This window comes from Streptomyces sp. NPDC047049, from assembly GCF_040643995.1.
Classification (GTDB): domain Bacteria; phylum Actinomycetota; class Actinomycetes; order Streptomycetales; family Streptomycetaceae; genus Streptomyces; species Streptomyces mooreae.
The window spans coordinates 90,113-111,615 of the sequence record NZ_JBEYVM010000024.1; the positions used below are offsets into that span (position 1 = coordinate 90,113).

The following is a 21,503-nucleotide window of genomic DNA, read 5'->3' on the forward strand; positions in this document are numbered from 1 at the left end:
CCTCGCGCCATGCCCTCCCCCGAGCCGACGGTCAGCACCACGAACCTCGCCGAGCAACTGGTACGGCTGACCCGCCGGATGCACCGCGCCCAGAAACACCACCTGGAGCACCTGGACATCGCCTTCACCCCCGCCCAGTCCCGGCTGCTGCGGATCGTCGACCACTACCGCGACACCCCGCCGCGGATGGCCGACCTCGCCGAGCGGCTGGAGGTGGTGCCCCGGGCGGTGACCACCCTGGTGGACGCGCTGGAGGCGCACGGCGCGGTGCGCCGGATGCCCGATCCGGCCAACCGCCGGGTGGTGCGCATCGAGCTGACCGACACCGGCCGTTCCACGCTGCGCGCGTTGCGCAGCGCGCGGCGGGCCGCCGCGGAGGAGATCCTGGCCCCACTGACCGCCGATCAGCGCGACGTACTCGGCGGCCTGCTGTCCGCCCTGGTCGACGATCCGGACCGACCGCACCGACCGGACCGGCCGGACCGACCGCGTTGAACTGACGCGGAGCCAACCGGAGGAGTGCCGCCATGCCCCTGCTGGAGCCGGACCCACAGACCCTGCGCCCCGCCGCGACCGGCAGCCCCGCACACGACCGGGTGGCAGACCGGCGGGCCTTCGGCACCCCCGAGCCGCTGCGCAGTGAACTGATCGCGCTGCTCGGCCCGGACAAGGTGCTCCACAAGGTCTCCGACCTGGTCCGCTACGCCTCCGACGCCAGCCCGTACCGCTTCGTCCCGCAGGTCGTGGTGGTCGCCGAGGACCTTGACGACATCTCCGCGGTCTTCTCCTACGCCCATGGCAAGGGCCGGCACGTCGTCTTCCGGGCCGCCGGGACCTCGCTCAACGGCCAGGCGCAGGGCGAGGACATCCTCGTCGACGTCCGCCGGCACTGGAGCGGGATCCAGGTGCTCGACCACGGCGCCCGCGCCCGGATCCGGCCCGGCACCACCGTGCTGCGCGCCAACACCGCCCTGGCCCGCCACGGCCGGCTGCTCGGGCCCGATCCGGCCAGCGCCGTCGCCTGCACCCTGGGCGGTGTGGTCGCCAACAACGCCTCCGGGATGACGGCCGGCACGACCCGTAACTCCTACCGGACGCTGGCCTCGGTCACCCTCGTCCTGCCGTCGGGCACGGTCGTGGACACCGCGCAGCCGGACGCCGACACCGAACTGGCGCACGCCGAACCGGCGCTGTGCGCGGGCCTGCTGGCGCTCAAGGCGGAGATCGAGGCGGATCGCGAGCTGGTGGCCCGGATCCGCGCCAAGTACCGGATCAAGAACACCAACGGCTACCGGCTGGACGCCTTTCTCGACGGCGCGACGCCGGTGGAGATCCTGCGCGGGCTGATGGTCGGCTCCGAGGGCACCCTCGGCTTCATCGCCGAGACGGTCTTCGACACCCTTCCGCTGGACCGGCACACGTCCAGCGCGCTGCTGTTCTTCCCGACGCTGAGTGCCGCGGCCGCGGCCGTACCGCGGTTCAACGAGGCGGGGGCGCGGGCCGTGGAGCTGATGGACGGCAGTACGCTGCGCGCCTCGGTACGCGTGGCCGGGGTACCGGCCGACTGGGCGGCGCTGCCCCGGGAGACCACCGCGCTGCTGGTGGAGTTCCGGGCACCCGACGAGGCCGCCCAGGAGGCGTACGAACGGGCCGCGGCACAGGTACTGACGGAGCTGGAGCTGGTGGCTCCGGTCGCGTCCGTCACCAACGCCTTCACCCGGGACCCGGCGGCCATCGGCGGCTACTGGAAGGCCCGCAAGGCGTTCGTGACCGCGGTGGGCGGCAGCCGGCCGTCCGGTACGACGCTGATCACCGAGGACTTCGCGGTACCGCCGGACCGGCTCGCAGAGGCCTGTACGGCCCTGCGGGAACTGCAGGCGCGGCACGGCTTCGAGGCCGCGGTCGCGGGCCACGCCGCACACGGCAATCTGCACTTCCTGCTCGCCTTCGACGCGGCGGAGCCGTCCGAGGTGGCACGCTACGCCGCCTTCATGGACGCGTTCTGCCGGCTGACCGTCCGGCGCTTCGACGGATCACTGAAGGCGGAACATGCCACCGGCCGGAACATCGCACCCTTTCTGGAGCTCGAATGGGGCCCGCGGGCAACGGAGTTGATGTGGCGGATCAAGAAGACCGTGGACCCGCACGGCATTCTGGCGCCGCGCGTCCTGCTCGACCGCGATCCGCGGGCGCATCTGCGCGGGCTGAAGACCATCCCGGAGACCGAGGCCCCCGCCGACCCCTGCATCGAGTGCGGCTTTTGCGAGCCGGCCTGCCCCAGCGGGGATCTGACCACCACGCCTCGTCAGCGGATCGTGCTGCGCCGCGAGATGGCGCGGCAGCCCTCGGGCTCACCGGTCACCACCGCGCTGCTGGAGTCGTACGGCTATGACGCGGTGGACACCTGCGCCGGCGATTCGCTGTGCCGGCCTGCCTGCCCGGTGGGGATCGACACCGGCGCGCTGATGAGGGACCTCCGGCACCGGCGCCACTCACCGCGCGAGGAGTGGGCCGCCGCACGGTCCGCCCGCCACTTCCAGGCCGTCGAACGGGCGGCACGGCTGGCGGTGGCCGCCGCCGACCGGATCGGCGACCGGCTGACGGCGTCGCTGACCCGCGCCGCCCGCAGGGCCGTACGCCCCGATCTGGTACCCGAATGGCTCCCGCGGATGCCCGGCGCGGCCCGTACGCTGCCCGCGACACGGCGGTCCGGGGCGGCGGCGGTCTACTACCCGGCGTGTGTGAACCGGATCTTCGGTCAGCCCACGGGATCTCGGGGGCCGTCCCTGCCGGAGGCGGTGGTCGCGGTGTCGCAGCGGGCGGGCCGGCCGGTGTGGATCCCGCCGGACGTGGCCGGGACCTGCTGCGCCACCCCCTGGCACTCCAAGGGGTACCGGCGCGGCAACGTGGTGATGGCCAACCGCAACGTCGAGGCGGCCTGGGGGTGGACGGCCGGCGGCAGGCTGCCGCTGGTGGTGGACGCGTCCTCGTGCACCCTGGGGCTGGGCAGTGAGGTGGTGCCGTATCTGACGCCGGACAATGCCGCACTGCACGCCGGGCTGACGGTCGTCGACTCGGTGGTCTGGGCCGCCGAGGAGCTGCTGCCGCGGCTGGAGATCCTGCGCACGGCCGGCTCAGCGGTGCTCCATCCCACCTGTTCCCTGCAGCACTTGGGGGCCGGGGCGCAGCTGCGCCGGGTCGCCGAGGCGTGTGCGCGGGAGGTGGTGGTGCCGGACGACGCGGGCTGCTGCGCCTTCGCCGGTGACCGGGGGATGCTGCACAAGGAGCTCACGGCGTCGGCCACCGCGAAGGAGGCGGCCGAGGTGACCGCGCGGCACTTCGATCTGTATCTGTCGGCGAACCGGATGTGCGAGATCGGCATGGACCTGGCAACGGAGGGCCGAGGCTATGGCTCGGCCCTCCTGGCGCTGGAGGGGGCCACGCGCCCGGCCCGTCAGCTGCCTTCGGGGGTCCGCCTCAGCGGGTGACGTGCAGCGCCACCGCTCCCTTGGCCGGGACCGAGAGCTGCGCCTTCCCGTCATCCCCGACGGTGACCGTGTGGCCGTCGCAGGAGGACGGCGCGGCGGCGGCGACGTTGCAGTACGTGCCGGCGGGCAGTGAGGTCGCAAAGGTCCGGTGCAGCTCGGCGTCGCCGTTGTTGAGGGCCACGAATCCCTTGCCGCCCCGGCCGAAGGCGAGGGCGCTGCCCCCGTTGTCCCACCAGTCGGTCAGCTCCGCCGGGCCCACCGCGTTGCGGAAGCCCACCATCCCGGTGATCGCCTGCTTGGCGTGTTCGTTGGTCCAGCCGTCGCTGCCGCCGGGCGGTCCGGCGTCCTTGTCGGTCCACTCGTAGCCGGAGTAGACGTTCGGTGAGCCGTAGGGCGAGGCCAGCATGAAGACGTTGGCGAGGGTGTAGGCGGCGCCGTCCTTGTAGGTCAGCGTGGAGCCGTTGCGCTCGGTGTCCCAGTTGTCGACGAAGGTGCGGGCCTTGTCGCTGCCGAGCTTGCCGTCGGCGACGGACTTCAGCCGGTCGAGGTTGCCGCTCTGGAAGGCGCTCTTGAGGTGGGTGCCGTAGCGGAACTCGTCGACATCGCCGATGCCGGTGTACTCCTCGGGCTGCACCGCCTCACCGGCGCCGTGGATGACCTCCTGCACCCAGTGGCCCGGGTCGCGCATCTTGCCCTTGACGGCGGCGAGGTCGGTGGCGGAGATGTGCTTGGCGGCGTCCACCCGGAAGCCGTCCACGCCCAGCGACCGCAGGTCGTCGAGGTACTTGGCGAGGGTGGTGCGGACATGGTCGCTGCCGGTGTCGAGGTCGGCGAGCCCGACGAGTTCGCAGTTCTGGACGTCGTCGCGGTTGGTGTAGTCGGAGATGCTCTTCCGGCAGCCGTGGAAGTCCTGGTCCTGGTAGTAACCCGGGTAGTGGTACTTGGTGTACCGGGTGCCGCCGGTGCCGGTACCGGAGCCGGCCGCCATGTGGTTGATGACGGCATCGGCGATGACCTTGACGCCCGCGCCGTGGCAGGCGCTGACCATCGAGGCGAAGGCCTTCCGGTCGCCCAGCCGTCCGGCGATCTTGTAGCTGACGGGCTGGTAAGAGGTCCACCACTGGTCGCCCTGGATGTGCTCGGAGGCGGGCGAAACCTCGACATAGCCGTAGCCGGCCGGGCCCAGCTGAGTGCGGCATGCCTTGGCGACCTCGGTGTACTTCCACTCGAACAGGGTGGCGGTGACGGTCTTTTCACCGGGTGGCGCGGCCTGGGAGGACCACGGCGCGAAGGTGGCGAGGCCGGCCGCGGCCAGCACGCCGGCCAGCACCCCGCCCAGCACACGGGAACGTTGCTGCATCTTGCGGCTCCTTGGTCATGGGGCACGGCAGGAGGTACCGCGCCCACGAGTGCAGCCACGCGCCGGGCCGCTGTGGGGGGATTTCCGCATCGGAGCCTGCCGTTTGCCTTGTGGACACGTCAAGGTATTCCGCAAGACTTTTCAGCGGCTTGCGAAAGGTGCCGGTGACGGCATCTCCGGTGTTGCCGCAGGTCGTCCGGTATTGCGGCGGAGAGTCCAAGAGTGCCGTATCAAGAGTCCAATCGGCCCTCTTGTGCCTCAGGCCGTCGGCCGACAGGGTCCTGACCGAGGTTCACGTATGCCCCGGCACACCACCGCTCCCCTGGAGGACCGATGAACGAGGCACCATCGCAGAACCACGACCACGACCGCGACCACGACGAGGCGGGCCCGAGCCGCCGTTCGGTGCTGTGGACCGCCGGTGCGGCGGGCGCGGGACTCGGGCTCGGCGGCCTGTCGTCCGGGCCGGCCGCGGCGGCCGCACCCGCGACGACCGCGGCGGCCGCATCCACCACGGCCGCCGCGTCGCCCGACGCCAGGGGCAGAACCATGATCGGGGTGCCGTTCGAGCGGCGCAGCACCGTCCGCGTCGGCATCATCGGACTCGGCAACCGCGGCGGGAGCATGATCGACCTCTTTCTCGCGATGCCGGGCGTCCGCGTGGTCGCCCTGTGCGACCCGGTGAAGGACAAGACCGCAAAGGCCGCCAAGAAGGTCACCGCCGCCGGACAGCCGGCGCCGGCCGTCTACACCAACGGCGAGCAGGACTTCGAAAACCTCTGCAAGCGCGGCGACATCGACTTCGTGTACGCGGCCACGCCGTGGGACCGGCACTTCGAGATGGCGAAGACGGCGATGCTCAACGGCAAGCACGTGGGCGTGGAATGCCCCCTCGCGCTGCGCCTGGACCAGCTGTGGGAACTGGTCCACCTCTCCGAGCGCACCCGCAGACACTGTATGCAGCTGGAGAACTGCTGCTACGGCAGGAACGAGATGCGGGTGCTGCGGATGGCGCATGCGGGCCTGTTCGGCGAGCTGCTGCACGGCGCCGGTGCCTATATCCATGATCTGCGCGGCCTGATGTTCGACCCCAAGTACTACGAGGGGCCGTGGCGGCGGCTGTGGCACACCCGGCTGCGTGGCGACCTCTACCCCAACCACGGTTTCGGCCCGGTCGCCAACTACATGGACATCAACCGCGGCGACCGCGCCGTGCGCATCTCCAGCGTCGGCACCCCGGCCCTCGGCCTCGCCGCGTACCGCAAGGAGCACATGCCGGCGAACGACCCCAGCTGGAAGGAGTCGTACATCGAGAGCGACCGGACGATCAGCCTCGTACAGACCGCCAAGGGGCGGGTGATCCGGCTGGAGCACGATGTCTCCACCCCGCATCCCTACAGCCGGATCAACAGCCTCGGCGGCACCAAGGGCCTCTTCGAGGACTACCCGGAGCGGATCTACCTGGAGCCGGACCAGAGCAACGACGAGTGGGGCGACTTCACCAAGTACGCGGAGTGGGACCACTGGCTCTGGAAGGAGCACGCCAACCCGCCCGGCGGGCACGGCGGCATGGACTACATGCTGGTCTTCCGGCTGATGCAGTGCATGCGGCTCGGCCTGGTACCGGACTTCGACGTCTACGACGCGGCGACCTGGACCGCGCCGGTCCCGCTGAGTGACCTCTCGATCAAGGCGAACGGCGCTCCCCAGGAGATTCCAGACTTCACCCGTGGGCTGTGGAAGAAGGCGCGGCCGGGGATGGACTCGTCCAAGCCGGAGGGGTGAGCGCCGGCAACGGTGCGGGGCCCGGCGGGTGGTGGTGCGCCGGGCCCCGGTCTGCCGGGTCAGGTGTCGCGGGTGGTGACGGAGGTGGCGGTGCCCGGTGCGGGGGCCGCTCCCGTGACGTCGTCGGATCGGCGGGAGGCGCTCAGCCCGCCAGGTGCGCCGCGTCCCCCATGACCACCACGGGGTGCCGCTCGGGATCGAGGGCGCGCAGCAGTGCCTGCATCCCGGCCTTCGGGACGCTGACGCACGCGGAGGTTCCGCTGCCGTGGTCCAGGTGCAGCCAGACCCCGCCGCCCTTGGACTGGCCCTGCGGACGGGTCGGGTCCAGCGGCGATGTCCCCTTGACGCGGTTGTAGTTGATCGCGACGACGTAGTCGAAGTCGTGCCGGGTGTTCTTGGACCAGTACGACGGCGGGGTGAACGCCGAGGAGTGCGTATAGGGCAGCTTGGCGCCGGGGTCCTGGAGCACCCCGCCCGCATCGGTCAGCGGGAACACACCGACGGGGCTGCGCTTGTCGCCCTCGTGGTGATCCAGCGTCCAGCCGCGCCGGCCGTTGTGGGCGGCCCAACTGCCCTTGCGGTCCCAGCCCTTGGCACCCTTGTCATAGAGGACGACCGTGGCCTCGGCGGAGTTCACGCCCTTGCCGTAGACCGCCACGACCTGCGTGGAACCGGCCGGGATCCGCGACCGCAGGGCAGTGCCGACCTCGGGGATGTTCTTGAGGTGGGTGGTGGCCGACGCGCCGCGAGCGGGGCCGCCGGGGCGCTCCCCCTTGCCCGCACCGTCACCCTTGCCGTCCCCGTCCTTGCCGCCGCCCGCACCGCCGCCGCAGCCCGCCAGAAGGACCAGTCCCGCCGCGACCACCGTCGCCGTCCGCATCGCACTGCCCGCTGTTCGCATGACGCCCATGGTCGCACCGCCGCTCCGACGGCCGGCCGGCACCCGACCGCCGCCTACGAGCCGCCACCGCAGGATTGTCCGGATCGCGTGACCACAGCGGAAAAACCGTTTGAAATCCCCCCACGCCGCGGGCCAGTCTTCCAGGACCTCCGCCGGAGACGAGACGGGCGAGAGGGGCATTTCGCCTGCCGCAACGGCCCGTTGCCGCCCATCCACCACGACTTCGCCTGGGGCATCATGCACATTCGCGACCTTCCGCATCCCGACCCGGGCGTCCCTGATGTCCGTACGGGCGGCGCCTTCCTCCGCTGGCTGTGCGCACAACAGCTCGGCGGGCAGCTCAAGGCCCTCGCCTGGGGGCTGGTGAACTTCGGCGCCATCGCCGCCTCGCCGGTGCCGGTGGGCCTGGCCGTGCAGGCCGTGGTGGACCGCGACGCCGGCCGCCTCCTCCTGGCCGGCTCCCTGATCATCGCCTTGGGCGCCCTGATCGCGATCGGTGGCGTGATGCTGCACCGCGCGGCCGTCACCAACTGGATCACCGCCGTCGCCCGGATGCAGCAACTGCTCGCCCGCAAGACCACGGAACTGGGCTCGGCCATGACACGGCGGGTGGCGGCGGGCGAGATCGTCGCCGTCAGCACCGGCGACCTTGAGAAGATCGGCTGGTTCGTCGAAGCGCTCTCCCGGTTCGGTGCCGCCGCGGTCACCGCCGCCGGCGTCTCCGTTGCCCTGGCCCTCTACCGGCCGGAGCTCGGCGTCCTGGTCGCCGTCGGCGTGCCCGTCATGGCGCTGGCCGTGCTGCCGTTGCTGCCGCACGCCACCCGGCGTGCCGACGCACAGCGCGAGAAGGCCGGCCAGGCCACCGAGCTGGCCTCCGACACCGTCGCCGGACTGCGCGTCCTGCGCGGCATCGGCGGCGAGGAACTTTTCCTCGGCCGCTACCGCAGCGCCTCCCAGGAAGTGCGCAAGGCCGCCGTCCGCAGCGCCCGGATGTGGTCGCTGATCTCGGCCGTCCAGGTACTGCTGCCGGGGCTGCTGCTCATCGCGGTGGTCTGGTACGGCACCCGGCTCGCCCTCGACGGCACCCTCGCCGTCGGCGATCTCGTCACGGTCTACAGCGCGGTCACCTTCCTGCTCCTCCCCCTCAGACACTTCGAAGAGATCGCCCAGGCCTATTCCTTCGCCAAGCCGTCCACGAAGCGCACGGCCCGTGTACTGGCACAGAGCCGCCCGGCCGGCGGGCGCGCCACGGGCCGGGAGGCGGCACCCACCGGCGATCTGCACGACCCGGTCAGCGGCCTGACCGCCCCGGCCGGCCGGCTGACCGCGGTGGTCTGCGGCGACCCCGACAGCGCGGGCCGGCTCGCCGAACGCCTCGGCGGACACCCGCCGCAGCTGGACGAAGGCGGCGGTGACGGCGCCGTGCCGGTCTCGGTCGTGCTCGGCGGCACCCCGCTGGACGACCTGGCACGCGAGACGGCCCGTGGTGCCGTACTCGTCCAGGACAAGGACCCGATGCTGCTCTCGGGCACGCTCGGCGAACTGCTCGACGTACCGGCGTCCGGCCGGGTGGGCGCGCGGGAGGCGCTGACCGCGGCGCAGTGCGGAGACGTACTGACCGCGCTGGCGCAGGCGTCCGCCGACGACTCGGGAGACCCGATGCGGGCCCACATCACCGAGCGCGGCCGCTCGCTGTCCGGCGGGCAGCGCCAGCGGCTCGCCCTCGCCAGGTCGCTGGTCGCCGACCCGGAAGTGCTGGTGCTCGACGAGCCGACCAGCGCCGTCGATGCGCACACCGAGGCCCGGATCGCCGAGGGCCTGCGGGAGATCAGGAAGGGGCGTACGACCGTCGTGCTCACCTCCAGCACGCTCGTGCTGGACCGGGCCGAACAGGTGGTGTTCCTCCAGGAGGGGAAGGCCGTCGCCGAGGCGACCCACCGCGAACTGCTGCACAGCCACCCCGCCTACCGCGCGATCGTCACCCGCGAGCCGGACCCCGAGCCGGCGCTACCGACCGACCGGATCGAGGAGACCGCATGATCGGCCTGGCGCCGCCGGAGCACGACCCGGACGCCCGGCAGACCCTCACCACCCTTCCCGTCGGCTCGCCGGCAACGGTGCGCAGCTATGTCGGCGGCCTGATCCGCCGTCACCGCAGAGCGTTCCTCGTGCTGGTCGCCGTGAACGCGGCCGCGGTGATCGCCTCCATGGCCGGGCCGTATCTGCTCGGCGGCGTTGTCGAGAAGCTGTCCACGGGGGCCCGTGACCTCCCGCTGGAGCGCACCGTCGGGCTGTTCGCCGTGGCGCTGGCCGTCCAGACGGTGTTCGTCCGCATGGTCCGGCTGCGCGGGGCGATGCTCGGTGAGCGGATGCTGGCGGATCTGCGCGAGGACTTCCTCGTACGGTCCGTGGCGCTGCCGCCGGGCGTCCTGGAGCGGGCCGGCACCGGCGACCTGCTGTCGCGGATCACCACCGACATCGACCGGCTCTCCAGCGCGATGCGCGAGGCCGTACCGCAGCTGTCCATCGGCGTGGTGTGGGTGGTGCTGCTGCTCGGCGGGCTGACGGTGACCGCACCGCCGCTCGCGCTGTCCGTCCTCATCGCGCTGCCGCTGCTGGTCGTCGGCTGCCGCTGGTACTTCAAACGGGCACCGAGCGCCTACCGCTCCGAGGCGGCCGGTTACGCGGCGGTGTCCGCGGTGCTCACCGAGTCCGTGGACGCGGGGCGCACGGTCGAGGCCCACCGGCTGGGCGCCCGCCGGATCGCGCTGTCGGAAGACCGGGTCCGTACCTGGACTCAGTGGGAGCGCTACACGCTCTACCTGCGCTCCGTGCTCTTCCCCGTCGTGGATCTGACGCATGTGCTGCTCCTGGTCTCGGTGTTGCTGCTGGGCGGAGCCTTCGTCATCCAGGGATGGATCACTCCGGGGCAGCTGACGACCGGGGCGCTGCTGGCGCAGATGATGATCGAGCCGGTCGGCATGGTCCTGCGCTGGTACGACGAGCTGCAGGTGGCCCAGGTGTCCATCGCCCGGCTCGTCGGCGTCCGGGAGATCGAGCCGGAGGCCCCCACCACGGGGCGCTTCCCGGACGGCCGGGACGTCCACGCCGACGGGGTCAGCTTCGGCTACCGGGCCGGCGTCGATGTGCTCCGGGAGGTGTCGCTGCGGGTCCGCCCGGGGACCCGGCTGGCGCTGGTCGGGCCCTCCGGTGCCGGAAAGTCGACGCTGGGCCGGCTCCTGGCGGGCATCTACGGCCCCCGGGTGGGCAGCGTCACGCTGGGCGGGGCCGAGCTGTCCGCGCTGCCGGCCGAGCGGATCCGCGAGCAGGTGGCGCTGGTCAACCAGGAACACCATGTCTTCGTCGGCTCGCTCCGCGACAACCTCCTGCTGGCGCGCGGCGGTGCGGCGGATGCCGAACTGTGGGCGGCGCTCGGCGCGGTGGACGCCGATGACTGGGCGCGGGCCCTGGACAAGGGGCTGGACACCGCGGTGGGCTCCGGCGGCCATACGCTGACGCCCGCCCAGGCCCAGCAGATCGCGCTGGCCCGGCTGGTGCTCGCCGATCCGCACACCCTGGTGCTGGACGAGGCCACGTCCCTGCTCGACCCACGGGCGGCCCGCCACCTGGAACGCTCGCTGAGCAGGGTGCTGGACGGCCGTACGGTCGTGGCCATCGCGCACCGGCTGCACACCGCCCATGACGCCGATGTGATCGCGGTCGTCGAGGAGGGCCGGATCAGCGAACTGGGCAGCCACGACGAACTGGTCGCGGCGGGTGGCGCGTACGCGGCGCTCTGGCAATCATGGCACGGCTGATACGGGGCGCGGCCAGGGGCCCGCGAGGGCGCACGCCTCGCGGGCCCCCGGGAAGGACGCAGGGCCTCCCCGGTACCTCCGCATCAGCCTCCGGTGACGGGGTCGGGCACGTCAGAGGTAACCGAGCGCGCTCAGACCGCCGACGCCGCCCAGCAGCATGAACACCGGCATCAATATCCTCAGCTCCACCCAGCTGCCGGCCTTGAAGCGCATCCCCTTGGGCGGGCCGACCGGGTACCAGCGCTTGCGGCCGATCGGGATGGGCCACAGGACGGGGCAGCCCGAGACGGTCAGGGCATCGCCGATGTCATGGACGAGCGCTCCGAGAACGACCGGGAGCCCCAGCCAGAGGTACTGCTGCCCCGGTTCACTGAACAGCCAGCTCGCGCCGTTGCCCGGCTGGTCGAGAACGCCGACCAGGATCCAGGCCGAGGCGGCACCCAGCAGCCACACCAGCACATCGCTGGACACCCGTGCCGCCCGCCACAACAGCCCCTCGATGGCGAGCACCATATGGACGAAGAGGATGCCGAGGACGGCCCAGCGACCGCCCTGCATCGCCAGCAGCGACATCAGGGCGCCGACCAGCACGGCCCACACCCAGGTGTGGGTGAGCGTGCGGTGGCCTCCGTTGCGGTTCGAGTCGCCGCGCATCCTGGTCGCCTTGTAGACCGCGTGCGAGATCGCGTCGACCAGTTCGCACAGCCACCGCGAGAGCGGGCCGAAGGCCCGCGAGATGGTCGCGGACTTGTGGTCGAGGTCCGGGGCGAGCGCCGCACCGGCACAGATCAGAGCTCCGCAGACGAGCACCGGCCAGGGCATGGGATGTCCGGCGGCAGCGGCCGCCGCGCCCACCCCCAGCCAGGCCGCGGCCCCGGACAGTGAGTGCGCCGGTCCCATCATGGTTGTTCCCACCCCTTGTTCTCTTGGTTCTCTTGCGCTCGTTCTCCGGTGCGGACGGTGTGCCTCGCGTACTGCTGGTACTGCTCGTACTGCTGAGCCACGCCTCTGACGCCCGGTCGGCGACTCAGCGTAGCGTCAGATGATCTCCCTACGAGGAGGGGGTGAGCCCGCGTCCCGCACCGGCACACGGCCGCACGGGCACCACGTCCGCACGACCGGCCGCCGGACAGGCGCCGGCCCGCGGCACCGGCACACGGCTCCGGACACGGGTCAACTGCTCGCCCCGTGCCCCTTCCTGTCTTTCGTCCCGGACGACGCCATCGGGGCGCGCCTGGCAGACGGAAGCAACTGCATTGACGGGCAGGTTCGTTGGGCCGGCGCTCTCGCCCGGACCCCACCTACGGAGGCCGCCTTACGGGCCTCCCCGCCCCACGGTGGCCGGCGGCCGGTGGCCGGTGGCCGGTGGCCGGTGGCCGGTGGCCGGTGGCCGGTGGCCGGTGGCCGGTGGCCGGTGGCCGGTGATCGACGACCGGTGGCAGGTGGCTGGCGGCCGACGACCGGTGGCCGGTGCCCCACGACCGGCGACCGGCGACCGGCGACCTGACGGAACGACCCGGGGCGCCCGCTTCGGCGCGCGCCGCGTGATCTGCGCCACGCATCCGCCGGGCGCCGGCGCAGAGGGTGCCGGCCGACGACAACCGCGCGCCCGCGACTCCGTACGCAGGGTGACGACATCGAGCCCCGAGCCCCGAGCCCCGAGCCCTCCGGACCGCGCCGCGACGGGGCATGGTTCCGCAGGCCGGGGCCGCCGGAACGGCATCCCGAGCCGGTGCCGGGGCCGGGTCAGCGAGGCCCGGGGGCCTTCATGGCGGGCGGCCACGGGCTTCGTCGATCTTGAACCGGCCTCCCTCCGGGTCGCCGGTTCCCTGATCCGGGCCGAAGACAGGCAGTATGGGGGCGTGACCCTCATCGATCATCTCCCGAACGACGCCGACCCCGATGCCCTCTTCGAAGCCTTTTCGGGCTGGGCCGAGCAGCAGGGCATTTCGCTCTACCCTGCCCAGGAGGAGGCGCTGATCGAGGTGGTCTCCGGGGCGAACGTCATCCTGTCCACCCCGACCGGCTCCGGTAAGAGCCTGGTGGCGGCCGGCGCACACTTCACCGCGCTCGCCAATGATCAGGTCACCTTCTACACCGCCCCGATCAAGGCGCTGGTCTCGGAGAAGTTCTTCGACCTGTGCAAGCTGTTCGGCACCGAGAACGTCGGCATGCTCACCGGTGACGCCTCGGTCAATGCCGATGCCCCGGTGATCTGCTGCACTGCCGAGGTCCTTGCCTCGATAGCGCTGCGGGACGGGAAGGACGCCGACATCGGCCAGGTCGTGATGGACGAGTTCCATTTCTATGCCGAGCCGGACCGTGGCTGGGCCTGGCAGATTCCGCTGCTGGAACTTCCGCAGGCGCAGTTCATTCTGATGTCGGCGACGCTCGGCGACATGTCGCGCTTCGAGGAGGACTTGACCCGGCGCACCGGGAAGCCCACGTCGGTGGTGCGCTCGGCGACGCGGCCGGTGCCGCTGTCGTACGAATACCGCACGACGGCGATGACGGAGACCCTCACCGAGCTGCTGGAGACCCGCCAGTCGCCCGTGTACATCGTGCACTTCACCCAGGCCGCCGCCGTCGAACGGGCGCAGGCGCTGATGAGCATCAATATGTGTACGCGGGCCGAGAAGGACCAGATCGCCGAGCTCATCGGGAACTTCCGGTTCACCACCAAGTTCGGCCGGAACCTGTCGCGGTATGTCCGTCATGGCATCGGCGTGCACCACGCCGGCATGCTGCCGAAGTACCGCAGGCTCGTCGAGAAGCTGGCCCAGGCGGGTCTGCTGAAGGTCATCTGCGGCACGGACACCCTCGGCGTGGGCGTCAATGTCCCCATTCGTACGGTTTTGTTCACCGCGCTGACCAAGTACGACGGGTCGCGGGTGCGGACTCTGCGGGCGCGGGAGTTCCACCAGATCGCAGGCCGGGCCGGCCGGGCCGGCTTCGACACCGCGGGCTTTGTGGTCGCACAGGCCCCCGAGCATGTCGTGGAGAACGAGAAGGCGCTGGCCAAGGCGGGCGATGACCCCAAGAAGCGCCGGAAGGTGGTACGCAAGAAGGCGCCGGAGGGCTTCGTCAACTGGGGCGAGAACACCTTCGAGAAGCTGATCGCTTCCGATCCGGAGCCGCTGAACTCCCGTTTCCGGGTGACGCACGCGATGCTGCTGTCCGTGATCGCGCGGCCGGGCAATGCGTTCGAGGCCATGCGCAAGCTGCTCGAGGACAACCATGAGCCGCGCAGGAATCAGCTCCGGCACATCCGGCGGGCCATCGCGATCTATCGCTCGCTGTTGGACGGCGGCATCGTGGAGCGGCTGCCGGCACCGGACGCGGAGGGCCGGATCGTCCGGCTGACCGTGGATCTCCAGCAGGACTTCGCGCTCAACCAGCCGCTGTCGACCTTCGCCCTGGCCGCGTTCGACCTGCTCGACCCGGAGTCGCCGTCCTACGCGCTGGACATGGTCTCGGTCGTGGAGTCCACACTGGACGATCCGCGCCAGATCCTGGCCGCGCAGCAGAACAAGGCCCGGGGCGAGGCGGTCGCCCAGATGAAGGCCGACGGCGTCGAGTACGAAGAGCGCATGGAACGGCTCATGGACGTCGAGTACCCCAAGCCGCTGGAGGAACTGCTCTTCCACGCCTACGGCCTGTACCGCAAGAGTCACCCGTGGGTCGGCGACCATCCGTTGTCGCCGAAGTCGGTCATCCGCGATATGTACGAACGCGCCATGACCTTCACGGAGTTCACGTCCTTCTACGAGCTGGCCCGCACCGAGGGAATCGTGCTGCGTTACCTGGCGAGCGCGTACAAGGCGCTGGACCACACGGTCCCGGACGATCTGAAGTCCGAGGACTTCGAGGACATCATCGCCTGGCTTGGCGAGATGGTGCGCCAGGTCGACTCCAGCCTGCTGGACGAGTGGGAGCAGCTCGCCAACCCGGAGGTGGAGACGGCCGAACAGGCCGCGGAGCGAGCCGATCAGGTCCGGCCGGTCACCTCCAACGCGCGGGCGTTCCGGGTGCTGGTGCGCAATGCGATGTTCCGGCGGGTGGAGCTGGCGGCGCTGGACAAGGTCGAGGAACTCGGCGACATGGATGCCGACTCCGGCTGGGACGTGGACGCCTGGGGCGACGCGATGGACGCCTACTGGGACGAATACGACGAGCTGGGCACCGGTCCGGACGCCCGCGGCCCGAAGCTGCTGCAGATTCAGGAGGATGCCGAGCACGGACTGTGGAAGGTGCGGCAGACTTTCGCCGACCCGAACGGTGATCACGACTGGGGCATCTCCGCGGAGGTGGACCTGGCCGCCTCCGACGAGGAGGGTCGCGCGGTCGTGCGGGTCACGGATGTGGGTCAGTTGTGAGGCGACGGCTTCGACCGAGGCCGCCGAAGGATCTGACGGAGGGCCACCGGTCATGACCAATCCCGCCGAAAAGCTGGTCGGTCTGCTGGATCTGGAGCAGATCGAGGTGAACATCTTCCGGGGCCGCAGCCCGCAGGAATCGTTGCAGCGGGTCTTCGGCGGGCAGGTCGCCGGCCAGGCGCTGGTGGCTGCCGGGCGGACCACGGAAGGGGACCGCCCGGTCCACTCGCTCCATGCGTACTTTCTGCGCCCCGGCCGGCCCGGGGTGCCGATCGTGTACCAGGTCGAGCGGGTCCGCGACGGGCGGTCCTTCACCACACGCCGGGTCGTCGCCGTCCAGCAGGGACGCACGATCTTCAATCTGACCGCCTCCTTCCACAAGCCGGAACCCGGCTTCGATCACCAATTGCCGCTGCGCCGGGTGGTGCCCGACCCCGAGGAGCTGCCGACGGTCGCGGAAGAGGTCCGCGAGCGCCTGCGCAGCCTGCCCGAGTCGCTGGAGCGCATGGCACGCCGGATGCCCTTCGAGATCCGGTATGCCGACCGGCTGCGCTGGACCCCGGAGGAGATCGAGGGTGCGGAACCCCGCAGCGCGGTGTGGATGCGCGCGGTCGGGCCGCTGGGCGACGACCCGCTCGTGCACACCTGCGCGCTGACCTACGCCAGCGATATGACGTTGCTGGACGCCGTCCGCATCCCCGTCGAACCCCTCTGGGGCCCGCGGGGGTTCGACATGGCCTCGCTCGACCACGCGATGTGGTTCCACCGTCCGTTCCGCGCGGACGAGTGGTTCCTCTACGACCAGGAGTCGCCGATCGCCACCGGGGGCCGCGGCCTGGCCCGCGGACGGATCTACGACCGTGAGGGCAGGCTGCTGGTTTCGGTCGTCCAGGAAGGGCTCTTTCGTCCTCTGTGAGGACGTGCACGATCCATCCCAGGAGTGTTCAGGGCAAGGCGGGACGTGTCCGGCCATCCCAGGAAGGACTGTTCAGAAAGCTCGGGGTCTGACCCGGGCGGGCCACGGCGGTGGGTACGGCGGCCGGTGTCCGGGGGCGGCCCGGGTCGTCCTTGCGGGCCCTTTCCAGGCAGCGGGAGAGGTGGACGCGGTACCACAGCACTTCGTCGAACTCATCCGCCATCAGGACGCGTTCGAAGGATTCCCTGGCGGCCGGGGTCACCGTGATCACGGAGGCCAGGGTGGGCCTGAGCCGGCGCAGCAGGGACCGCTCCAGCGGGTTCTCGGCCACCGAGGCCAGTTCCTCCGGCGGCAGCACGGCGGCGATTACCGCTGCCGCTTCCCAGGGGTCGTCGGTCTGCCCCATGAGCTGGGCGATCCGTCGGCTGCGCCACTGGCGGGCCCGCCAGTCCTGTCCGCTGTCGAGCATCACCCGCATCGCCGCCGGGGTGTTGCCCCGCAGCAGGTCGGGTTCACGGTCGGCGAAGTCGGCGACCTCGGCCGCGAGATAGAGCCAGACCACCGCGCCGAAGCGGTTCACATAGAACCGGACGGGGCCCAAACAGCCCGCCCGGGTCAGGCGGACCGCCCGGCCGGGCCCGATGCCCATGAGAGCGGCGGCCTCGGTCGTGCTGACTGCGCGGATCCGCTCGCGGAGCGCGTCCGGGAAGCCCGGCTCGGCCCGCAGCCGGGCGATCTCCTCCGCCGGAACCCGGCGCCGGCCGAGCGATCCGGCTCCGGCCGGCCGGCCGTCGGTCCCGGCCACGACCGTCCGCACTTCTCCGAGCTGGGTGGCGAGCTCCAACTCGCCCGTCCTCAGCTCCAGTTCGCGGGCCGCCCGCCCCGTCGTGAGCGTCTGCCGCCCGTCGCACATCACTGTCATATCGCTTCCCCCGCGACTCGGTCGATCACTGACAGTGACGACGATAGCCGCTGGTGGCGACAGCGGGTCAACCCCCGCCTCAGGCCTGTGGATAACTCTCCGGCTGGCGGGCCGCGACGCCCAGATGCTCCCCGACCCGATTGACCAGCAGCGTCATTTCGTAGGCGATCTGCCCCATGTCGGCGTCGGCGCCCGCCAGCACGCACAGACAGCTGCCGTCTCCCGCGGCCGTCACGAACAGCACTCCGTCGTCGAATTCGACCATGGTCTGACGCACCCGGCCGATCCGGAAGTGGAGCCCGGACCCCTTCGCGAGGCTGTGCAGCCCCGAGGCGACCGCCGCGAGGTGTTCGGCGTCCTCCCGCTCCAGTCTCTCGCTCGCCCCGGTCACCAGCCCGTCGTTGGAGAGCACCAACACGTGCCGTACCTTCTGCACCCGCTTGGTCAGATCGTCCAGCAGCCAGTCGAGTCCGCTGCTCAATGCCATTGCTGCTTCCTCCCCGTGTCCCCGTCCGCATTCCTTGGCCGGACGGCAGCCCGCGGTCCGCGAACTGCCGTGCCAGCCTGTCCCACCTCAGCCGTCTCGGCAAGCGGCCCACAGCCCGGCGTGCCACGCGGCGCGTGCGCGTCCCGCATGGATGAGGATGTCGGCATGGCACACAAGATGACGAAGGACGAGTGGCAGAGGTTCCTTTCCGAGGGCACGCGTACCGGCAAGCTGGCGACCGTACGGGCCGACGGCAGCCCGCACCTCGCACCGGTGTGGTTCCTCCTGGACGGTGACGAGCTGGTGTTCAACACCGGTGCGGACACGGTCAAGGGCCGCAATCTCGCCCGCGACGGCAGGGTGGCACTGTGCGTCGACGACGATCGGCCACCGTTCGCGTTCGTGTCCGTACAGGGCACCGCGGAGATCAGCGAGGATCTGACGGACGTCCGCCGCTGGGCGACCCGTATCGCGGCCCGCTACATGGGCGAGGACCGCGCGCAGGAGTACGGCGCGCGCAACGGCGTTCCGGGCGAGGTGGTGGTCCGGGTCAGGATCGACAAGGCCGTCGCCCTCGCGGATGTCGCGGACTGAGGGCTGCGGGTGCGTGGCGCGCGGCGCTCTTCGGCATCCGCGCCACCTCCGCCCGCCGGCGCGGCCCCCGGCTCAGCCCACCGAGTCCAGCACCGGGGCGGAGTGCCGCCGGCCCGCGTGCTCGACAAGGCGGACCAGCACTTCCTTGCCGGAGTCCCGGTCCCTCGCGTCACAGAGCACGACCGGGGTACCACGGTCCAGGTCCAGTGCGCGGGAGACCTCGTCGGCCCCGTAGGACCGGGACTCCGCGAAGCAGTTGACGGCCACCAGGAACGGGATCGCACGGCGCTCGAAGTAGTCGACGGCCGGGAAGCAGTCCTGCAGCCGCCGGGTATCGGCCAGCACCACGGCGCCCAGCGCCCCCTCCGACAGGTCGTCCCACAGGAACCAGAAGCGGTCCTGTCCGGGGGTGCCGAAGAGGTAGAGGGACAGGCCCTGCCTGATGGTGATGCGGCCGAAGTCCATCGCCACCGTGGTGGTGCCCTTGTCGTCCACTCCCCCGGTGTCGTCCACCGTCTCGCCCACCTCGCTGAGGCGTTCCTCCGTGCGCAGCGGGTGGATCTCGCTGACCGAGCCCACCAGGGTTGTCTTGCCCACACCGAAGCCGCCCGCGACTAAGATCTTCAGGGTCAACTCGGCGTCGGGGCCCGGGGCTGCGCCCTCCGGGGCCCCTTGTGCGGCGTTCATCGGCCGTCTCCTCCAGGATGCAGGGTCCTGCGCGTCACGGGGTATACGGATCCACGGCTCGACGAGGGGAGCCTTCGGCGGCGGAGGGCCGTCCGAAATCCATGGCGTGGACCGTACCCGCCAACGAGGGGGATTTCCCCGGATTCCCGAAAGCCGCCACGTCTTCGGATCAAGAAAGCCATCAGCCGTCCCCTTCGTGATAGTTGGACCGCTGTGCGGTCGGTTCGGCAGGCGTGGTGGAGCGCAGTGCCCCGCACCTGTAGCGTCTCCTCTCGCCGACCGTTCCGCCCCCGGAGGAGCCCGATGACCGGCCAGCACGGCGACCACCACGCCGACCGCCCGCACGAAGTCCGGGCGTTCTTCGCACCGCGCGCCGCCGGCTGGGACGCGAAGTTCCCCGGCGACGGTCCCGCCTACGCGGCGGGCACCGCCGAACTGGGCCTCCGGGAGGGCGACCGGGTGCTGGACGCCGGTTGCGGTACGGGGCGCGCGCTGCCCGCGCTCCGGAAGGCCGTGGGGCCGCGCGGGGCGGTACTGGGCGCCGATCTCACGCCCGAGATGCTGCAGACCGCCGTACGGGCCGGGCGCGACCGCTACGCGGCGCTGCTGCTCGCCGATGTGACCCGGCTGCCGCTGCCCGACGCCACGCTGGACGCGGTCTTCGCCGCCGGGCTCATCTCCCACCTCCCGGACTCGGCGGGCGGTCTCACCGAACTCGCCAGGACCGTACGTCCCGGTGGCCGGCTGGCGCTCTTCCACCCCATCGGGCGGGCGGCTCTCGCCGCCCGCAAGGGCCGCCCGATCACCCCCGACGACCTGCGGGCCGAGCCGAATCTGCGGCCCCTCCTGACCGCGTGCGGCTGGGACCTGATCCGGTACGAGGACCACGACTCCCGCTACCTGGCGCTGGCGGTACGCCGGGCGTAGCGGGCCATCGGGCGTACCGGGGCACCAGGCGTACCGGGGCACCCAGGGGGCGGCCTGCCCGGGGACCGGCTACCCGGCGAAGAGCATCGGTTCTCCGGCCCTCAGGAGGCCGCCGGGCCCTCCCCGTGGGGCACCGGGCAGCTGCCCGTGCGGCGGCCGGGGAAGGTGCCGAGCTCGGCCACCCGGAAGCCGTTCGGGTAGCCCTTGATCTCGGGGTTCTGCCGGGCGTAGTGCGGAGTGCGGCGGGGCGGCAGCAACCGCACGGCTTTGGCGCGCAGCTTCAGAGCGGTGCGTACCGCCGTCCGGACCGCCGGTTTGGGCGGCTCGTAGCGGAACGCCTCCAGCAGCGTGTCGTCCAGGAGGGCCATGCTCGCGCCGCGCACCACCGGAGCGAGCGGGCCGTACCACCCCGCCATCAGGTCCAGGGTGGCGTCCGACACCCTTCGCGCGCCCTCGTCAAAGCCGAAGTGCGCCTCCTCGTAGGCGTCGAGGCAGCGCTCGAAGTCCTCGTAGGTCTCCGGGATGTCGGCGATTCCCATATGGCGGCCCAGGGTGCGGTAGTAGACGGCGACCGCATGCCGTTCCCGCGCGGTCAGGCGCCGCCAGCCGTAGGCGTCGAGCCACCGCTTGGGCATCACCACGAACGTGCACAGGACATAGCGCATGTCCTCGTTGCTGATGTCGTAGCTGCGGTGCATCTGGTTGATACGGCGGATCGCCGTCCGGCCGTCCTCCCCGTCGAAGCCGTGCTCGACGACGGCGTCCAGGAGGAGCGCGGTGTCGTCATAGCGTTTTTGTGTACGGCCCGTCAGTTCGGCGGTTTCGGCCAGCAGCCGGCCGATGCTCGGCACGGCGTAGGTGCGGTAGAGCGCCAGCTCCAGGGCCCTGGTCATGTCCCAGGGGAACTCATGGGTCGCGATGATGCGGTAGATCCGCAGGAAGTCACGCTCCGGGTCGAGCCGCCGGATCTCCCGCAACCAGTCGTAGCGACGCACCTGGCATCCGTCCCTTCGTTCGCCGACGGGCCAATTTTAGGGGCGCGGGCGGTCGTTCAGAGTGCCACGGACGCCAGAATGCGCCCTGCGGGGGCTAGGTGTGTTGTCCGGAGAGGTTGGTGACGCGGCTGGCTGGGGTGTGGCCGCTGATTCCGGTGTGGGGTCGGTGGTAGTTGTACCAGTCCAGCCAGTCGGGGAACGCTGCCTGGCGTTCGGCGTCTGAGGTGTAGGGCTGTTGGTAGGCCCA

17 protein-coding genes are annotated in these 21,503 nt (G+C 71.3%); 9 read left to right on the plus strand and 8 right to left on the minus strand.

Features of this window, described 5'->3' with window-relative positions; all coding sequences use genetic code 11:
- Positions 1-9: 9 nt before the first annotated feature.
- Both ABZ851_RS33605 and ABZ851_RS33610 read left to right on the plus strand, forming a co-directional pair.
- On the plus strand, positions 10-495 hold the full coding sequence (locus ABZ851_RS33605; protein WP_361135901.1) for a MarR family transcriptional regulator: 486 nt from the start codon (positions 10-12) through the stop codon (positions 493-495).
- A 32-nt stretch (positions 496-527) separates the two neighbouring features.
- Complete coding sequence (locus ABZ851_RS33610; protein WP_361135903.1) at positions 528-3,488, plus strand: FAD-binding and (Fe-S)-binding domain-containing protein; 2,961 nt, start codon at positions 528-530, stop codon at positions 3,486-3,488.
- Here the strand turns inward: ABZ851_RS33610 and ABZ851_RS33615 are convergent.
- Complete coding sequence (locus tag ABZ851_RS33615) at positions 3,478-4,848, minus strand: alpha-amylase family protein (protein ID WP_361135906.1); 1,371 nt, start codon at positions 4,846-4,848, stop codon at positions 3,478-3,480. The two genes, ABZ851_RS33610 and ABZ851_RS33615, sit on opposite strands and share 11 nt — an antisense overlap.
- Before the next feature lie 333 nt (positions 4,849-5,181).
- On the opposite strand from ABZ851_RS33615, the gene ABZ851_RS33620 reads away from it, so the two are divergent.
- Entirely contained in the window at positions 5,182-6,633 is a 1,452-nt protein-coding gene (locus tag ABZ851_RS33620) for a Gfo/Idh/MocA family oxidoreductase (protein ID WP_361135909.1), read from the plus strand.
- Between the two features lie 142 nt (positions 6,634-6,775).
- On the opposite strand, the gene ABZ851_RS33625 is transcribed toward ABZ851_RS33620, so the two are convergent.
- A complete protein-coding gene (locus ABZ851_RS33625; RefSeq protein ID WP_361135912.1) occupies positions 6,776-7,534 on the minus strand; it encodes a hypothetical protein in 759 nt (252 codons plus the stop codon).
- A gap of 237 nt (positions 7,535-7,771) precedes the next feature.
- On the opposite strand from ABZ851_RS33625, the gene ABZ851_RS33630 reads away from it, so the two are divergent.
- Together ABZ851_RS33630 and ABZ851_RS33635 are read left to right on the plus strand one after the other, a co-directional pair.
- The gene (locus ABZ851_RS33630) at positions 7,772-9,574 is read left to right on the plus strand and encodes an ABC transporter ATP-binding protein (protein ID WP_361135914.1); all 1,803 of its coding nucleotides are present in this window, start codon (positions 7,772-7,774) and stop codon (positions 9,572-9,574) included.
- Positions 9,571-11,352 carry an ABC transporter ATP-binding protein gene (locus ABZ851_RS33635; protein ID WP_361135916.1) on the plus strand — a complete coding sequence of 594 codons (1,782 nt, stop codon included), beginning with the start codon at positions 9,571-9,573 and terminating at the stop codon, positions 11,350-11,352. Before ABZ851_RS33630 ends, ABZ851_RS33635 begins: the two co-directional genes overlap by 4 nt.
- Positions 11,353-11,463: 111 nt before the next feature.
- On the opposite strand, the gene ABZ851_RS33640 is transcribed toward ABZ851_RS33635, so the two are convergent.
- On the minus strand, positions 11,464-12,255 hold the full coding sequence (locus ABZ851_RS33640; RefSeq protein WP_361135942.1) for a metal-dependent hydrolase: 792 nt from the start codon (positions 12,253-12,255) through the stop codon (positions 11,464-11,466).
- Positions 12,256-13,214: 959 nt separating this feature from the next.
- Between ABZ851_RS33640 and ABZ851_RS33645 the strand changes: the two genes are divergently transcribed.
- Together ABZ851_RS33645 and ABZ851_RS33650 are read left to right on the plus strand one after the other, a co-directional pair.
- The gene (locus ABZ851_RS33645) at positions 13,215-15,728 is read left to right on the plus strand and encodes a DUF3516 domain-containing protein (protein WP_361135919.1); all 2,514 of its coding nucleotides are present in this window, start codon (positions 13,215-13,217) and stop codon (positions 15,726-15,728) included.
- A 52-nt stretch (positions 15,729-15,780) separates the two neighbouring features.
- Positions 15,781-16,644 carry an acyl-CoA thioesterase II gene (locus ABZ851_RS33650; RefSeq protein WP_361135922.1) on the plus strand — a complete coding sequence of 288 codons (864 nt, stop codon included), beginning with the start codon at positions 15,781-15,783 and terminating at the stop codon, positions 16,642-16,644.
- 28 nt (positions 16,645-16,672) lie between these two features.
- Here the strand turns inward: ABZ851_RS33650 and ABZ851_RS33655 are convergent, their stop codons facing one another.
- Positions 16,673-17,566 carry a DUF6397 family protein gene (locus tag ABZ851_RS33655; RefSeq protein ID WP_361135925.1) on the minus strand — a complete coding sequence of 298 codons (894 nt, stop codon included), beginning with the start codon at positions 17,564-17,566 and terminating at the stop codon, positions 16,673-16,675.
- Between the two features lie 79 nt (positions 17,567-17,645).
- A complete protein-coding gene (locus ABZ851_RS33660; RefSeq protein ID WP_361135928.1) occupies positions 17,646-18,053 on the minus strand; it encodes a roadblock/LC7 domain-containing protein in 408 nt (135 codons plus the stop codon).
- A 165-nt stretch (positions 18,054-18,218) separates the two neighbouring features.
- Between ABZ851_RS33660 and ABZ851_RS33665 the strand changes: the two genes are divergently transcribed.
- Positions 18,219-18,647, plus strand: a complete 429-nt coding sequence (locus tag ABZ851_RS33665; RefSeq protein ID WP_361135932.1) for a PPOX class F420-dependent oxidoreductase — start codon at positions 18,219-18,221, stop codon at positions 18,645-18,647.
- A 72-nt stretch (positions 18,648-18,719) separates the two neighbouring features.
- On the opposite strand, the gene ABZ851_RS33670 is transcribed toward ABZ851_RS33665, so the two are convergent.
- Positions 18,720-19,334 carry an ATP/GTP-binding protein gene (locus ABZ851_RS33670; protein WP_336049518.1) on the minus strand — a complete coding sequence of 205 codons (615 nt, stop codon included), beginning with the start codon at positions 19,332-19,334 and terminating at the stop codon, positions 18,720-18,722.
- Positions 19,335-19,637: 303 nt separating this feature from the next.
- On the opposite strand from ABZ851_RS33670, the gene ABZ851_RS33675 reads away from it, so the two are divergent.
- Entirely contained in the window at positions 19,638-20,261 is a 624-nt protein-coding gene (locus tag ABZ851_RS33675; RefSeq protein ID WP_361135935.1) for a methyltransferase domain-containing protein, read from the plus strand.
- Positions 20,262-20,362: 101 nt separating this feature from the next.
- On the opposite strand, the gene ABZ851_RS33680 is transcribed toward ABZ851_RS33675, so the two are convergent.
- A complete protein-coding gene (locus ABZ851_RS33680) occupies positions 20,363-21,256 on the minus strand; it encodes an oxygenase MpaB family protein (RefSeq protein WP_361135937.1) in 894 nt (297 codons plus the stop codon).
- A 94-nt stretch (positions 21,257-21,350) separates the two neighbouring features.
- The coding region (locus ABZ851_RS33685) for an integrase core domain-containing protein (protein ID WP_361135945.1) at positions 21,351-21,503 on the minus strand (153 nt) is incomplete at its 5' end.

Coding starts and splice junctions, on each gene's coding strand:
- ABZ851_RS33620 (WP_361135909.1), top strand. CDS start 5,182: ATGAACGAGGCACCATCGCAGAACCACGACCACGACCGCGACCACGAC.
- ABZ851_RS33630 (WP_361135914.1), top strand. CDS start 7,772: ATGCACATTCGCGACCTTCCGCATCCCGACCCGGGCGTCCCTGATGTC.
- ABZ851_RS33675 (WP_361135935.1), top strand. CDS start 19,638: ATGACCGGCCAGCACGGCGACCACCACGCCGACCGCCCGCACGAAGTC.
- ABZ851_RS33660 (WP_361135928.1), bottom strand. CDS start 18,053: ATGGCATTGAGCAGCGGACTCGACTGGCTGCTGGACGATCTGACCAAG.
- ABZ851_RS33635 (WP_361135916.1), top strand. CDS start 9,571: ATGATCGGCCTGGCGCCGCCGGAGCACGACCCGGACGCCCGGCAGACC.
- ABZ851_RS33640 (WP_361135942.1), bottom strand. CDS start 12,255: ATGATGGGACCGGCGCACTCACTGTCCGGGGCCGCGGCCTGGCTGGGG.
- ABZ851_RS33665 (WP_361135932.1), top strand. CDS start 18,219: ATGGCACACAAGATGACGAAGGACGAGTGGCAGAGGTTCCTTTCCGAG.
- ABZ851_RS33625 (WP_361135912.1), bottom strand. CDS start 7,534: ATGCGAACAGCGGGCAGTGCGATGCGGACGGCGACGGTGGTCGCGGCG.
- ABZ851_RS33610 (WP_361135903.1), top strand. CDS start 528: ATGCCCCTGCTGGAGCCGGACCCACAGACCCTGCGCCCCGCCGCGACC.
- ABZ851_RS33670 (WP_336049518.1), bottom strand. CDS start 19,334: ATGAACGCCGCACAAGGGGCCCCGGAGGGCGCAGCCCCGGGCCCCGAC.
- ABZ851_RS33615 (WP_361135906.1), bottom strand. CDS start 4,848: ATGCAGCAACGTTCCCGTGTGCTGGGCGGGGTGCTGGCCGGCGTGCTG.
- ABZ851_RS33605 (WP_361135901.1), top strand. CDS start 10: ATGCCCTCCCCCGAGCCGACGGTCAGCACCACGAACCTCGCCGAGCAA.
- ABZ851_RS33650 (WP_361135922.1), top strand. CDS start 15,781: ATGACCAATCCCGCCGAAAAGCTGGTCGGTCTGCTGGATCTGGAGCAG.
- ABZ851_RS33655 (WP_361135925.1), bottom strand. CDS start 17,566: ATGACAGTGATGTGCGACGGGCGGCAGACGCTCACGACGGGGCGGGCG.